The sequence below is a fragment of the Methylomonas rivi genome (assembly GCF_024505165.1).
Classification (GTDB): domain Bacteria; phylum Pseudomonadota; class Gammaproteobacteria; order Methylococcales; family Methylomonadaceae; genus Methylomonas; species Methylomonas rivi.
The window spans coordinates 1-15,132 of the sequence record NZ_JANIBK010000095.1; the positions used below are offsets into that span (position 1 = coordinate 1).

Sequence of the window (15,132 nt, forward strand, 5' to 3'; positions counted from 1 at the left end):
ACACACCGACCTTGAATTTTGTTTCGCGTAATGGCGAACACATGGCCGTGTCGCTGTTTGATACCACCGGCAATTACAATCTGTGTATCGCCGCCGAATCCGGTAAAGGCAAATCGTTCCTGACCAACGAGATCATCGTCAGCTACCTGACCGAAGGCGCACAAATCTGGGCAATCGATGTCGGCCGTTCGTATGAAAACCTCTGCGAGGTGCTGGAAGGCGATTTCGTCAAATTCACCCACGGTTCCGGTATCTGCATGAACCCGTTTGAGATTGTGCAGAACTTCGAGGAAGAAGCCGATATGTTAGCCGGATTGGTGAGCCAAATGGCGGCGCCGACTGAAAAACTTACGGACTTTCAAACCGCCGGTCTCAAGCGGATTTTGAAACAGCTGTGGACTGAGAAAGCCCAAGCCATGTCGGTCGACGACATTGCTAAACAACTCTGCGCTGAAACCGATCAGCGATTAAAGGATGTCGGTGAGCAGCTGTTTCCGTTTACCACTCAAGGTGAATATGGTCGCTACTTCAATGGCCAGAACAATGCCAAATTTGCCAGCGACTTTACCGTGCTGGAACTGGAAGAACTCAAAGGCCGTAAACATCTGCAACAGGTGGTGTTGCTGCAACTGATCTACCAAATTCAGCAGGAAATGTATCTGGGCGAACGCAACCGACCCAAGATTGTGATCATCGACGAAGCTTGGGATTTACTCACCGAAGGGGATGTGGCCAAGTTTATGGAACATGGTTATCGACGGTTTCGGAAATACGGTGGCGCCGCAGTGACCATCACCCAGTCGGTGAACGACTTATACCGCAATGCCGCCGGCCGCGCCATTGTCGAGAATTCGGCCAATATGTACCTACTCGGTCAGAAAGCCGAAGTCATCGAAGGTATGAAGCAGGATCGACGCTTGCCATTGTCGGATGGCGGCTATGAACTCTTAAAAACTGTCCACACCTTGCCCGGCGCTTATTCGGAAATTTTCTTCATCACCGAGATGGGTTCCGGCATTGGCCGACTGATTGTCGATCCATACAAACGCATTCTGTTCTCCACCAAACCCGAAGACGTCAACGCCTTGAAGCAGCTCCGGCGGCAAGGTTTGAGTCTGGGTGATGCCATTCAACAACTCATCGACAGTCGTAGCAGTAAGCCTAAGGAGATCAGTTATGGACCCTAAATCGCAATGGCTCAGCACTGTTTTAATCGCGGTCTGTCTGGGATGTCTCGGTGGCTGGCTGGCTGCGCAACAGCAATTACAACAGCCCTTAGAACGCTTGAATTTGGTGACGCCGGTATTCGTGTTTGACAGAGCCAAATTGATTCAATCGATACCGCCCAATGCCAGCCAGGAGCAAATGGCCAAAATTGTCGATGACTGGCAAGCCCAAGCCAAGAAACTCAGTGATGCGGGTTATTTGGTCATTGATTCGACCGCGGTGGTCGCTGCCCCAAACGACATCTATGTCCAACAGGCTAACAGGTGAAGACATGCGAAATGACATCATGCACCGAAAGACATCACGCAAACCGAAGCTTGCACCCTTCCTACTCAAAGCACTACCCATCTTACTTTTGGTGTTGGCCATTGAACGCTATATCGGCCAACGCTTCTTGATCGGCGGCGACGATCAAGTCGACCGCTGTTTGCCGGACAAGTGGGTGTATCTGATCGATACCTATAACAAGGATATCTGGCGCGGCGATCTGATCGCATTTCGTGCCGAACGCATGACACCGTATTTCAAGGACGGTCAGATCATCGTCAAAATCGCCGCCGGTGTCACGGGCGATACCATCCATGTCGATCCGCAGCACACCACGATCAACGGTGAACGGATCATCGACGGTTTGCCATTGACCGAAAAGCTTAAAAAGCCGGCGTCCCAATTCAAACGCCATGAAACCATCCCGCCAGCCGCCTATTGGGTTACGGGGCAAACCGAAAAAAGCTTCGATTCGCGCTATTGGGGTTATGTCTACGACCATCAAGTGATTGGACGGGCCTATGCGTTGTTTTGAGCCCCCTCAATTTCATTGGCGGCGTTCGGCGGTCTGTTTGCTTTGCTGGTTCTTTGTGCAAACGGCTCAGGCAGAAGAAGCTTGGCTGCAACGTTCTCAGGCTATTTTGCAGACCTTGGAAGGCCAGCCTCGTCCTGACTGGTTGAACGGTCAATCTGAACAGTTGGACGTGAAACGCCAAGCGCAACAATTGTTGGAAGCCTCACAAGCGAACCAAACAGAGGCGCTATCGACACGATCGACAACAGTGGCAAGCGGTCTTCCGACAACGCCTTCGAACAAACCAGTCACGCTATTGTTTGTGTCCTTTTCGCTGGGTGAGTCCGCGCTGAAAGGTATTTTCGAAGAGGCCTCAGGTCGGGAGGATGTATTGCTGGTGTTTCGCGGTCCCAAACCCGGTCAAAAACTACCGGCATTGATGGCTGACCTCAAACGTTTGCTAAAAGGCGTCGAGCCTCTGCCCAACATCGTTATTGATCCCACCCGATTTCAGCGTTGGTCAGTTGCGTCCGTACCAGACATCGTCGTCGAACAAGAGGGTAAATCCCATTTACATGTTCGAGGTGTGAGCAGTTTGTCCTGGTTGGACGAACAACTCAAAGCCGGCAAGCAGGGTGATTTTGGAACTTTGGGCGATGTCGGCGAGATTGCCGAAATCGACTTGCTCGAAGAGATCAAACGCCGGATGGCCGCCATCGACTGGAAACAAAAGCAGCAACAGGCCATCGCTCGGTTCTGGCAGCAGCAAACATTTGAAGTGTTGCCGGTGGCTCAGGCCGATCGTGATCGGACCGTGGATCTGACCATCACCGCCTCGCGCGATCTGGCAGCCCCCAATGGCCAGCTGATCGTCCGCGCCGGACAAACCGTTAATCCGTTGGACAAGATGCCGTTTGGCTTATGTCTGAAGGTATTCGATGCCACGGTGCCGGCTCAAGTCGAGTTGATTCAGCGTCAGTCCTGCCAGGATAAACAGGCTCGGGTGATGTATCTGGCCACATCGCTGCCGCGTCAGTCCGGGTGGGACAGCTTGCAGCATTTGGAAACTGCGCTTCAGGCACCGGTGTATTTACTGACGCCGGATGTGCGCAGTCGTTTTCAATTGCAGCAGGTACCGGCAATTGTCGAACAATACGGTAACCACTTAGTGGTTCATGAGCGAAAACTGCCGGTCTCAACACGAGAGCGGTCATGAAGGGATCCGTTTTTCACTTGGTGTTGGGAGGTTTGATAACGCTGGCAACCCCGCTTTATGCCGCAACCACCGCGAATGGCGTCGATCCGTTGTGCTCGGACGCCGAACTGTGGTCCGGTAAGCTGATCACCGATATTTGCTGGAGCTGTCTGTTTCCGATTCGGGCGGCCGGAGCTTCGCTGGGCGGAGGCAACGTACCGAGCATCGCCACCGACGAAAAGTTCTGTTTCTGCACCGATCCCATGGGCATACCGGAACTGGGCATGACCATGGGCCTATGGAATCCGGCCCGGCTAATCGAGATCGTCCGCAATCCCTGGTGTTCGCCGGCGTTGGGTGGTCATAAATTGAGTGCATCCAATGTGCGCCTGATCGCTACCACCGGCAAGGCGGACTTCGATGCTAGCGAAATGTCGTTTTTCAATTACCACTATTTCGCATTTCCGTTGACCATTCTGCTGGATCTATTCTGGGATGGCCGCTGTAACAGCGACGGCTATCGGGATTTTGATTTGCTGTACGTTTCGGAATTGGATCCGACCTGGAACAACGATTTATTGGCGTTTTTTACCAGTCCGGAGACGGCTCTTTTTGCCAATCCGGTGGCGATTTCCGCCTGTGTTGCCGATGCTGCGGCAGCGGCCACCGGCAACCCGCTGGATGCCTTGTTCTGGTGTGCCGGTGCCTGGGGCCATATGTATCCCTTATCCGGCATTTCGCCGACCAGTTATGGCACCGATCCACGCATCACCAGTTTGTTGGCCACGCGGGCCACGGCATCCCTGCATCGGCGTGGGCTGGCCTGGAAAACCTCGGGCAACGATGCCTTATGCGGTGGGTATATCTATCCCTTCATCCCCAAATCCCAATACCGGTTGTCGATGTTTTATCCGGTCGCGGAAACCGACTCAAATCATGCCATTGGTGAAACCACGTTCAAATGGGGCGCGGGACGTACTTATCCAGGGCCGGGTGAGGATCATCTCTACCTGCTGTGGCGGTGGCAGGACTGCTGTGTAGGGCTGTGATGGGTGCCCGGGAGATATTCGATCCACAGCGTGGGTTTGTGCAGACGCTGTCTGCAATTTTGTGTGTGACACTGGCCTGGACCCCGTTTGGCGTTTCATGGGCCGATGCGATTCAGGCAGCTGGGCGCGATGGTCAACAACTGGGCCAGCAAGTTCTCGGCGGTTTTGCGTTTCCGCTCGATACCGGCAACGGCACGCTGACTCTAAATCCGGGGACGGCTCAGGAAAGTGCCATTTCGATCGGCACACTGTTCCCAGATACCCACAACAGTGCCACGACGACCAGTGATTTCACCCAGCTCTACGGCAACAACCCCGGCACACTGGCGGCAGGTTTGAATGCACAGACCGCCTTGAATGGCGAAACCAGCTTTACCGGCGAAGCCTATCGCACCTTGATCGACAATGCCCACCAGTCGCACCCGGACTTACACGCCGATCCGATCTGGCAAAGCGGCGATCAGGTATTTAGTAACTTCACACCTTGGGCACAGTCATTCTCGGACTGTACCACCACCACGACCCAAACTGAAACCCAGCACACGGTGCGGGTGCCGGATTATCAGCTCTGCCTCCGCCAACCGACGGTACCTCAAAGCTGCACGGCCACTCACCAAGTCCATGTCGAACCCTTATTAAGCTTTGTAGCGGGTGACGGTGGATTTTCCAGTTGCGGACCGGGCTGTCTGGATGTGTACATTGGCCGGGTAGGCGATAATTATTGGTCAGCCGGTTGCGGGGTATTTACCTGGCAGGTGACCTACAACATGATTCATCCGGAGGCCATTACCAGTGCGCGTCTGGAACATGTGGTGTACGACGATCAAACCCGCTTGTTTTTCGGCGGCAATTTGATTTACACCGGTGCCAGCGGCTGGGGTGCGTGCGAGTTGGGGCAAAGTTGGGTGGATACGCCAAACCGTGATGTGACGTATGCCTTTAACAGTAGTGGCCACAAAATATTCCAGCAAAATACTATCGTCGGTGGCATGGGCGAAGGCTACGCACGAATACGCTTACGTTACGACTTATCGAAACTGATTACCCAGGACGAATGGAGCTGGAGCGGACCGAATTGCCAGAATCTGGCCAATGCGATTAGCGATGGCATTTGCCAGACGGGCAGCCAATTGAGTTGCACCAACGATCCGGCCAATGCTTCAGGTTGTTATGTTGATCCGGCGTCACAGGTGATGGTCTGTAGCGCACATTTAGCCCAAGCCCCGGTGGCCAGTTCGACAGGGATTCGCAATACCTGTATGGCTATCCAGGCCTCAGGAACCTGCGATTTGAATCAATACGGTAAATGCTGGACCGATACCGCCGGCACCCATTGTTTGCAGCCGCCGGCGAACGGTATGCCCAACAAAACCTGCGAATCCCTGGAAACCCAAGGCTGTTCGTTCATCAAAAGCCAATGCACCAGCGTGTTAGCCTCAGGCACCTGTTGGGACAGTGTCGATACTTACGATTGCGGGCAAACGGTGGGCATTCCGGCACTTCAAAGCAATACCCAACAACAATGTGCCGGACCGATTCGCTGCATGGGCGAAGACTGTATCACGGTAAATCGCACCCAGAGCCAGGATTTCAGCAAGGCGGTCGCATTATTGAATAGTGCGCAGCAAATGGCCATGGACTTACATTGCGATTATGCCAACGCCGATTTGCAGCAAAAAGATCCGACCACCTGCCAGGTCTTTCAGGGTAAACCCGCCAGTTGCAAGATGGTGGGCGGTGCTCTCAGCTTGGTGGATTGCTGCGAAACGCCCTCGGGCGCGATGGGCTTAGGACGTTACGTTGATTTGCTGATCGCAACCAGTCAAATGGACAGCGCCGTCATGGCCATGGATAGCTCTTCGGCGATTCGAGGCGCTTGGGAAACCATGCGTACTCCGTTTACACTGGCCGGCGATGCCTGGAACAGTTTTCAAGCGGATTTTGCTTCGGGCGTCAATAACTTGGTCGGTACCGACATGCTGAGTACCAGCGATATTGCCTCAAAAGGACTACTTGACTCGCTGAAAGGCGAATTGATGAAGTCAGTGGCAGAATGGATCGGTCAGACCTTTGGCCAAGCCGCCGGTAATGCCTTGTTCAGTGCCGGCGGCCAAGCGGCCTTTGATGCGGCAGGTAATCTGACGCCAGCGGCGCAATCCGGAGGTGTGCAACTGGGTGGCGGCGCGGCGGTAGCAGGACAACTGCTCAGCACCTTGATGACGGCGTATACCGTAGTGATGATCATCATTATGATTATCCAGATGGTCTATTCCTGTGAAGAACCGGAATACGAACTGGCCGCCAAGAAGCAACTGAAAGTCTGTAAGGACCTGGGTACCTATTGCGAGAGCAAAGTTGCTGGCGTGTGTTGGGTTCGCAAAGAAAGTTACTGCTGCTACAACTCGCCGCTAGCACGCATCCTCAACGAACAAATCAAACCGCAGCTGGGCATGGACTTTGGTACGCCGGAAAGTCCAACTTGTACCGGGATTAAAGTCGCTGATCTGGATCGCGTGGACTGGACACAAGTCAATTTGGACGAATGGTTGGCGATTTTGGCACAGACAGGGCATTTGCCATCCGCCGCCAATGCCGCATCCATGCTCAATCTCGATCAACTTACCGGCACCGGCAGTCGGCTCAATCCACAGAAATACGGTGCTGTCTCTAGCGGACGACAAGACACCTTAACCCGCACTCAAGGCCGGATGTCCGATCTTGATGTGCCCACGGTCAAACGACAGTCTGAACTGGAAGGCTGGGGCATGGGGCCGCAATGATTCGGCCTAAACCTTAATGAACGGCGTCTTTCAAGCCTTTGCCAGCTTTGAAGGATGGCAATTTAGCCGCTGCAATGGTGATGGCTTCGCCGGTTTGTGGATTGCGGCCAGCACGTTCTGCACGCTCTTTCACTTCGAAAGTACCGAAGCCTACTAACGCCACAGAATCACCCGCTTTTAGTGCAGCTTGTATAGATTGGGTAATCCCATCCAATGCGCGACTGGCGTCGGCTTTGGTCAGATTGGCGTGGCTGGCGATGGCGTCGATGAGGTCAGATTTGTTCATGTATGTTATTTCCCTTTTATTTTGGCGAAAGCGAAATTGTAGTTCTATCAGTGATCGTGACTAAAGCTACAAGGTGCAATTGTAGCCAGAAATCCAATTAACTACTTGCCAGGATAGCGAATACTTATGAATTGAGCCGCTTAGCTGCTAATATTCCAAGAATTTTGACTAATACCTCATCAGAATCATTAGGCATTAAATCGGGAAACAGCTAAATGGACAGGGATAACAACTGCAATACGATCATGACCGAGGCGGATACCTGTCGCGAATTTGTGACCCCAAAATTGGTAAGTGCGGGTTGGTCGGCAACACCTCATGCAATTGGCGAACAACGAACCTTCACTAATGGCCGCGTTTTTGTCACTGGCGGTAAAGTCCGCCGGGGACAACAAAAACGCGCCGATTATCTGCTTTACTATCGGCGTGATTTTCCGCTCGCCGTTGTCGAAGTTAAAAGCCTTGCCTTCCCCGCCGAAACCGCTGTGCAGCAGGCACGCGAGTATGCCGAAATTCTGGGGCTGAAATTTGCCTATGCCACCAATGGTCGGCAAATTATTGAAATCGATTACACGACAGGCACCGAACGTGTGATTGATCAATACCCGAGTCCTGATGAACTCTGGCACCGTCTAACCGCCTCATCTTCGCTTTCTGAAATAGCCAGTAACCAATTGCTGGAACCGTTTAATTTGGTGTCGGGCAAGATTCCCCGCTACTACCAGGTCATTGCCATCAACCGCATCATCGAAGCGATTTTACTCGGACAAAAACGCATCCTGACTACCATGGCCACCGGCACCGGTAAAACCTGCGTGGCGTTTCAACTGTGTTGGAAATTGTGGAATAGCCGCTGGAATAGCACTGACGAATACCGCCGCCCCAAAATTCTGTTCCTCGCAGACCGCAACATCCTGGTCGACGATCCCATGGCCAAAATGTTTGCGCCATTTGGCGATGCCCGCTTCAAGATATCAGGTAATGATGTCAGCCAGGGTCGGGAAATGTATTTCGGCATCTACCAAGCACTGACCAATCCTTATAGCGATGTGTTTCGTCAGTACCGGCCGGATTTTTTCGACTTGATCATCATCGACGAGTGTCATCGCGGTTCCAGTCGCAATGACAGCAGTTGGCGGGCGGTGCTGGATTATTTCCAACCGGCAGTTCAAGTCGGCATGACTGCTACCCCATTGAGGGAAGACTCGCGCGATAGCTACGAGTATTTCGGCAATCCAGTCTACACCTACAGCCTGCGTCAAGGCATCGAAGATGGCTTCCTGGCACCTTATCGTGTGCATCGCGTGATCACCACCGTCGACGCCGCTGGCTGGCGACCCTCGAAAGATGAACTGGATCGTTACGGCCGCCCAGTACCGGATGATGAATATCAAACCAAGGATTTCGAACGCGTCATAGCCTTGCGGGCTAGAACTCGCGCCATGGCCAAACATCTCAGCGATTTTTTGAAAGGTACCGATCGCTTCGCAAAAACCCTGGTGTTTTGCGTCGATCAGGAACACGCCTCGGAAATGCGCCAGGAACTGCTCAATCTGAATAGCGACTTGGTCAAACAATACCCCGATTACGTTTGCCGCGTCACCGCCGATGAAGGCGCCATTGGCCTGACCCATCTGGCCCATTTCCAGGATGTCGACAAACCTACGCCTGCCATCCTGACCACCTCGCAACTCCTCACCACCGGCGTCGATGCCGAAATGGTGAAAAACGTGGTATTGGCTCGTGTGGTCGGTTCGCGCTCGGAATTCAAACAAATCGTCGGCCGCGGTACGCGCCTGAAGGTCGATTACGGCAAGGAATATTTCAACATCATCGACTTCACCGGCACCGCAACCCGGCATTTCGCCGATCCGGACTTTGATGGCGATCCGGCGCGTATCGAAGAAGTGACGATCGATGAAGAAGGCGAAATCGTCGATACCACGGTCGAGATCATCGACAACGAAATCGAGGAAGCCCCCGGCGAATACCTACCGGACGAAGACAATCCCGCAGACGGTGAAGGTGAAATCATCACCGATCCGCCCGCCGAGCCGCGTAAATTCTATGTCGACGGCGGCACAGTCGAGGTCATCGGTCATTTGGTCTACGACCTGGATACCGATGGCAAAAAGCTGCAAGTCGTGCGCTATACCGAATATTCCGGCCGCGCCGTGCGCTCCCTATATCCCGGCAGCCCGGACTTTCAACGCGATTGGGCCAACCCGGATACCCGTAGCGACCTGTTGCGCGAACTCACCGAACGCGGCATCAGCTTCGAAGAGCTGGCGGCATCGTCGGATTTGCCGGATGCCGATCCTTTCGACCTGCTCTGCCATCTGGCCTGGAATGCGCCGCTACTGACTCGCCGGCAACGAGCCGAACAAGCCCGTAAATCGGCACAAACCCTGTTCAGCCAGCATAGCGAAACGGCCCGTGAAATCCTCTCGCTGATGCTGGATAAGTACATCGAGCGCGGCATCAGCCAATTCAATGCCCTGTCCGAATTAATGAAGGTGCAGCCGTTCGAACAGTTCGGCACTCCCACTGAAATCGCCAACCGCTATTTTGGCGGTATCCAAGGCTTGAAAGCGGCTGTGTCGCAATTACAGTCCGCCATCTACCAATAACCTCATAATATTTGCATGGCCAAACCCAAAAAAACCAAACCCGTATTAACCACCTCTCAACAACTGTCGGCACTGATCAAATCGGCGCGCGACATCCTACGTAAAGACAAAGGGCTGAATGGCGACGTCGACCGCTTGCCATTGTTAACCTGGGTGATGTTTTTAAAATTTCTCGACGACCTGGAAATTCTCCACGAACAGGAAGCCGAGCTGGATGGCAAACGCTATCAAACCATTATTGAATCGCCTTACCGCTGGCGGGATTGGGCTGCACGGGAAGACGGGGTCACCGGCGAGGAATTGCTGACCTTCATCAATCAGGACGAAACCATCCGTCCCGACGGCAGCCGAGGCAAAGGCTTGTTTGCCTATCTGCGCGGCTTGGCCGGCGAAGGCGAAAAAGGCAGCCAACGCGAAGTGATCGCCAACGTCTTCAAAGGCGTGCAAAACCGCATGGTCAGCGGCTTTTTATTACGCGACATCATCAACAAGATCAACGGCATTCATTTTAATAGCAGCGAAGAGATTCACACCCTATCGCATCTGTATGAGTCCATGTTGCGTGAAATGCGCGATGCCGCCGGCGATTCCGGCGAATTTTATACCCCACGTCCCGTCGTTCGCTTTATGGTGCAAGTCACCGATACCAAACTGGGTGAAACCGTGCTCGACCCCGCCTGCGGAACCGGCGGTTTTCTGGTGGAAGCCTACGATCACTTACTGCAGCAAGTGGTAACGCCGGATGATAGGCGCACACTTCAACGCGAATCCCTGATCGGCCAGGAAGCTAAGCCCTTGCCGTATATGTTGGTGCAAATGAACTTGCTGCTGCACGGCCTGGAAGCCCCGCAAATTGCCTATGGCAATACCTTGGAACGCCGTGTCACGGAAATCGGCCACAGCGAACGCGTCGATGTCATTCTCACCAATCCACCGTTCGGCGGCGAAGAAGAAGCCGGGATCAAAGCCAATTTTCCGGCCAACATGCAAACCGCCGAAACCGCTTTGCTGTTCCTGCAGTTCATCATGCGCAAATTGCGCTACGCGGGCTTTGGCTCGGAACGTGGAGGTCGTGCCGCCGTGGTTGTGCCCAACGGCACCCTGTTTGGCGATGGCGTTTGCGCCACCATCAAGGAAGAACTGCTGAAAGAATTCAACCTGCACACCATCGTGCGCCTGCCGCAAGGCGTGTTTGCACCCTACACCGATATTCCGGCCAATCTGCTGTTTTTCGAACGCGGCGGCCCCACCGAAACCATCTGGTATTACGAACAACCTTTACCGGAAGGCCGCAAGAAATACAGCAAAACCGCGCCGTTGCAATTCGAAGAACTGGAACCAGCCTTAAACTGGTGGTACAACCGCGAGGAAACCCCGCAAGCCTGGAAAGTCGATTTCGCCGGCAAACGCGCCGATGCCCTTGCCGCTGCAGAACCCCACTGGCAACGCGCCGAAAGCGAACGCGCTGCCGCGCTGGCCCTGGGCAAACAGATTCGGGAATTGGAGCAATCCATCTCCGCCGCCGGCAATGGCGACAAAGCCGCGCTGCAAACCCAGCTACGCGACCTGAAAGCCAAACAACAAGCCCACGAAACCGCCGCCAAAGCCGCACAAAGCGAAGGCGATGCACTGTACTGGCCGATTTATAATCTCGATCAAAAGAATCCCCACGCCAAGGCCGGCCTGGAACACGCCGACCCCAAAGACCTGATCGCCAGCATGCGCAGTCACGAATCCGAAGTGATGCGCCTGTTGGGCGAGATCGAAATACTGGTGCATGAGGTGGAACAATGAGCGAATCCGGAAATTTGCCCAACGCTTACGGCGACATTCATACCGACATTGTCCAACTGCTGGAAAACGCTCGCCGCGCCGCCGCCCGTAGCGTCAATGCCTTAATGACAGCCAGTTATTGGGAAATTGGCCGCCGTATTGTCGAATTCGAACAAGGTGGTGAAGATCGCGCCGCGTATGGCGAGGCATTGATTCAGCGGTTGGCCTTGGATTTGACCAATCGTTTTGGCCGTGGATTTAGCCGTCAAAATATCTGGCAAATGCGGGCGTTTTATCTGGCTTGGCCATTGGAGCAAATTTGCCAGACAGCGTCTGGCATTTCTCCCCGAAATTCGCAGACACTGTCTGCACAATCTTCTTCAACGCCAATTATCCAGACAGCGTCTGGACAATTACTCACGCTTGCAAACTTGGCCGACGCCTTCCCGCTACCCTGGTCGGCTTACGTGCGCTTGCTTTCGGTCAAAAAACCGGAAGCACGCGGCTTCTACGAAACCGAAGCCCTGCGTTGCGGCTGGACGGTGCGGCAACTGGATCGACAGATCAACAGCCAGTTCTACGAGCGAATCGCGTTATCCAAAAACAAAGTGGCGATGTTGGCGCAAGCGGAACACGCCGAACCGGATGACGCTATAACGCCGGAACAAGCCATCAAGGATCCGTTCGTGCTGGAATTTCTCAATCTAAAAGACCAATACTCGGAATCCGATCTCGAAGACGCATTGATCCAGCATTTGGCCGATTTTCTGCTGGAATTGGGCGACGACTTTGCTTTTGTCGGCCGCCAGCGCCGCTTGCGGCTCGACGACGCCTGGTTTCGCATCGACTTGCTGTTTTTCCATCGCCGCCTGAAATGTCTGGTGGTGATCGACCTTAAAGTCGGCAAGTTCAGCTATGCCGATGCCGGCCAGATGCACCTATACCTGAATTATGCCCGCGAACACTGGATGAAACCCGGCGAAAACCCGCCGGTGGGTCTGATTCTATGCGCCGCCAAAGGCGCGGCGGAAGCCCATTACGCCTTGGACAACCTGCCGAATAAGGTTCTGGCCGCCGAATATCAAACCGTGCTGCCGGATGAAAAGTTGTTGGCGGAGGAATTGGAGCGGTCGCGGGTCGAGTTAGAATCGCGGCGATTGACGGGTTCGAAAAATGAGGGGGAAGCATGAGTCGGTGGCCATTAATTTCATTAGGAGAAATCCTTGAAGATCGAGCAAAACGCCCTGATTCCATGAAAGTTGCAACTGGTGAAATCAAGGTTGTTTCAAAAATTCGCTTCAGTGATGGAGGCATAGAATTTCGTTCTGGAACAGACTCCAAAACTGGGCTTATTCAATGTGATTCTGGTGATCTTTTACTATCAGGAATAAATGCCACCAAGGGAGCAATTGCAATTTGGCCAGAAGGCAAGCCAGCGATTGCTGCAACTATTCATTATGCTGCTTATCGAGTAAATCACAATATTTCATTTGCACGATATATGTGGTGGTTTCTTAGGAGCCAAACATTTCGGGATATTATTTTTCGATCCTTACCTGATGGTATAAAAACCGAACTTAAACCAAAGCGATTGTTACCAATTAAAGTTCCTTTACCATCGCTAAAAGATCAAAGCATAATCGTCAACCGCCTCGATCAATTGACTGACAAAGTCCGGCAAATCGATCAACATCTGGACGCTATCGACGCAGTTGCCGAGGCGCTATTAATCAGCCTGCATCATAAATTCGCGGCAGGTCGCCTGGTTCGCCTGGGCGACATCATCGAATTATTCGAAGAATCCGAACTCATCAAACCCGATGGCCAATACCCTCAAGTCGGTGTGCGCGGCTTCGGCGGCGGGCTTTTCGCCAAGCCAGCATTAGCGGGAACGGAAACCTCATACAGAGCCTTCAATCGCCTGTATACCGATGCCATCGTGCTAAGCCAGGTCAAAGGCTGGGAAGGCGCGTTGGCAGTCTGTCCACCAGAATTGGCCGGCATGTTCGTCTCCCCAGAGTACAGAACTTTCCATTGCAAACCCGATCTGGCAAGCCCAGTCTATCTGGGAGAACTTATCAGAACGCCCTGGTTCTGGTCACTACTTCAAGCCGCAACCCGAGGCGTTGGCGCCCGCCGAGAACGTACCCGCCCAGAACAGTTTTTAAATATCGAACTCCCCATGCCGGAATTTCAGGATCAGCTAAAAATCGTTGAAATTCTGTCCCGTCAAAACGAACTGAAACAACGACACACCAAAATCCGCGAAGCTAATCAGGCGCTAATCCCGGCCACACTGGAACGACTATTTTCAAATGCGATGGGCGAGCACAAAACTAAATGCAATTAGCTGATCCGCTCTTCAATTCTTTGATCGGAGGAGCTAGCAATCATCTGGAGCACCCAAAGTCCAAGTTGTTAGCCAAAATCCTCGAAAAATACGAACTAAAAGCTTGTCTATCGATGGTTGCAGGGATTGCAACAGTGCCGAGTTTCCAGGCGAATAGCTATCGAATTGAACTACTCACACACCTGATTGTTGCGCGCTGTTGCGGTAGAAAAACACCAACTTGGCAGCACATGAATCATTGGTTGAATCGACATGCGGGGGACTTCGATATTGCAAAAATGGAAGATCCTCCTGAAGACACATTTGTCGTCAATGTTATTACACCGGAGGGCGATTTCCGTGTTTTGGGAGGACTGTGGGAATCCGCTGACAGCGCAACGACATTGCTTATCGAAACATTAACGCTCACTGGAGATGTTAGCCAAAAATCCTGGCTTGAACCTGTTATAGCACTTTTACGACTTTCTGATGCAATGCTCGAACGAGCTGGCTTGCCTCGGCGGCATATGGAATATTCAGCGCCCCGAGCCATGATCAAGCTGGTTCCAGCAAGCCCATTGAAAGAATGGGCGAATCGCGTTGTATTCAATAATGACGATCTGAAACAACTTGGAATTGATCAGGAACAGTTAAAACCATTTTTATTCGATTTAACTGAATGCCAAAAATTACTAAGTCAGCATAATGAAGAATCTACACTTCATCAAAAACCATTAGTCAGAATCGGCAACGATTATGTGGTTGCATTACCCAATGCAATCACCTACGCCATCCGTCGCTATATTCTGAGATGTGCATTCAAAGCTGGGCAATTAGAAAATTTACAGTCCAATCTTATGGGATGCGCACAGCGCAGGCTTTTTAATGCAACTCGGTTCGGAAGTCGCCACCGATTAAAAAAAATCAAACTGCCTGAAGAAATTGCTTGGCTCAACGGTATATGTAGCAGCGCCGTTGTCCAGGTAGGTACTCGGCGATTTTTACACTTTCTGATGGTCGCAGATGATCTCAGCGTAATGAATCAATACGGTATAAGGGAAGTCAGCCAATTATCCACAACT

The 15,132-nt window shown here is 52.7% G+C and carries 12 protein-coding genes; 11 read left to right on the plus strand and 1 reads right to left on the minus strand.

All coding sequences use genetic code 11. The annotated features are described in order from the left end of the window. From NP596_RS14885 to traN, 6 genes are all read left to right on the plus strand, one after another. The coding region (locus NP596_RS14885) for a TraG/VirB4 family ATPase (protein ID WP_256616173.1) at positions 1-1,187 on the plus strand (1,187 nt) is incomplete at its 5' end. Beyond that, positions 1,177-1,494, plus strand: a complete 318-nt coding sequence (locus NP596_RS14890) for a hypothetical protein (RefSeq protein ID WP_256616174.1) — start codon at positions 1,177-1,179, stop codon at positions 1,492-1,494. The genes NP596_RS14885 and NP596_RS14890, both read left to right, overlap by 11 nt. Positions 1,495-1,498: 4 nt before the next feature. After that, entirely contained in the window at positions 1,499-2,029 is a 531-nt protein-coding gene (lepB, locus tag NP596_RS14895) for a signal peptidase I (RefSeq protein ID WP_256616175.1), read from the plus strand. 55 nt (positions 2,030-2,084) lie between these two features. Beyond that, complete coding sequence (locus NP596_RS14900; RefSeq protein ID WP_256616176.1) at positions 2,085-3,224, plus strand: TrbC family F-type conjugative pilus assembly protein; 1,140 nt, start codon at positions 2,085-2,087, stop codon at positions 3,222-3,224. Continuing rightward, the gene (locus tag NP596_RS14905) at positions 3,221-4,252 is read left to right on the plus strand and encodes a TraU family protein (protein WP_256616177.1); all 1,032 of its coding nucleotides are present in this window, start codon (positions 3,221-3,223) and stop codon (positions 4,250-4,252) included. Before NP596_RS14900 ends, NP596_RS14905 begins: the two co-directional genes overlap by 4 nt. Next, positions 4,252-7,032, plus strand: a complete 2,781-nt coding sequence (gene traN, locus NP596_RS14910; protein WP_256616178.1) for a conjugal transfer mating pair stabilization protein TraN — start codon at positions 4,252-4,254, stop codon at positions 7,030-7,032. The genes NP596_RS14905 and traN overlap by 1 nt, the downstream gene beginning before the upstream one ends. A gap of 13 nt (positions 7,033-7,045) precedes the next feature. On the opposite strand, the gene hbs is transcribed toward traN, so the two are convergent. Next, positions 7,046-7,318, minus strand: coding sequence for a non-specific DNA-binding protein Hbs (gene hbs, locus NP596_RS14915; protein ID WP_256616179.1), 273 nt, complete (start codon positions 7,316-7,318; stop codon positions 7,046-7,048). 215 nt (positions 7,319-7,533) lie between these two features. On the opposite strand from hbs, the gene hsdR reads away from it, so the two are divergent. The 5 genes from hsdR to NP596_RS14940 form a co-directional block, all read left to right on the plus strand. Next, a complete protein-coding gene (hsdR, locus tag NP596_RS14920; protein ID WP_371927959.1) occupies positions 7,534-9,948 on the plus strand; it encodes an EcoAI/FtnUII family type I restriction enzme subunit R in 2,415 nt (804 codons plus the stop codon). A 15-nt stretch (positions 9,949-9,963) separates the two neighbouring features. Continuing rightward, positions 9,964-11,742, plus strand: coding sequence for a class I SAM-dependent DNA methyltransferase (locus NP596_RS14925; protein WP_256616180.1), 1,779 nt, complete (start codon positions 9,964-9,966; stop codon positions 11,740-11,742). Next, a complete protein-coding gene (locus tag NP596_RS14930) occupies positions 11,739-12,911 on the plus strand; it encodes a PDDEXK nuclease domain-containing protein (RefSeq protein WP_256616181.1) in 1,173 nt (390 codons plus the stop codon). Before NP596_RS14925 ends, NP596_RS14930 begins: the two co-directional genes overlap by 4 nt. Positions 12,912-12,973: 62 nt before the next feature. Continuing rightward, complete coding sequence (locus tag NP596_RS14935) at positions 12,974-14,071, plus strand: restriction endonuclease subunit S (RefSeq protein WP_371927960.1); 1,098 nt, start codon at positions 12,974-12,976, stop codon at positions 14,069-14,071. Continuing rightward, the coding region (locus NP596_RS14940) for an anti-phage protein Upx-like protein (protein WP_256616183.1) at positions 14,062-15,132 on the plus strand (1,071 nt) is incomplete at its 3' end. The genes NP596_RS14935 and NP596_RS14940, both read left to right, overlap by 10 nt.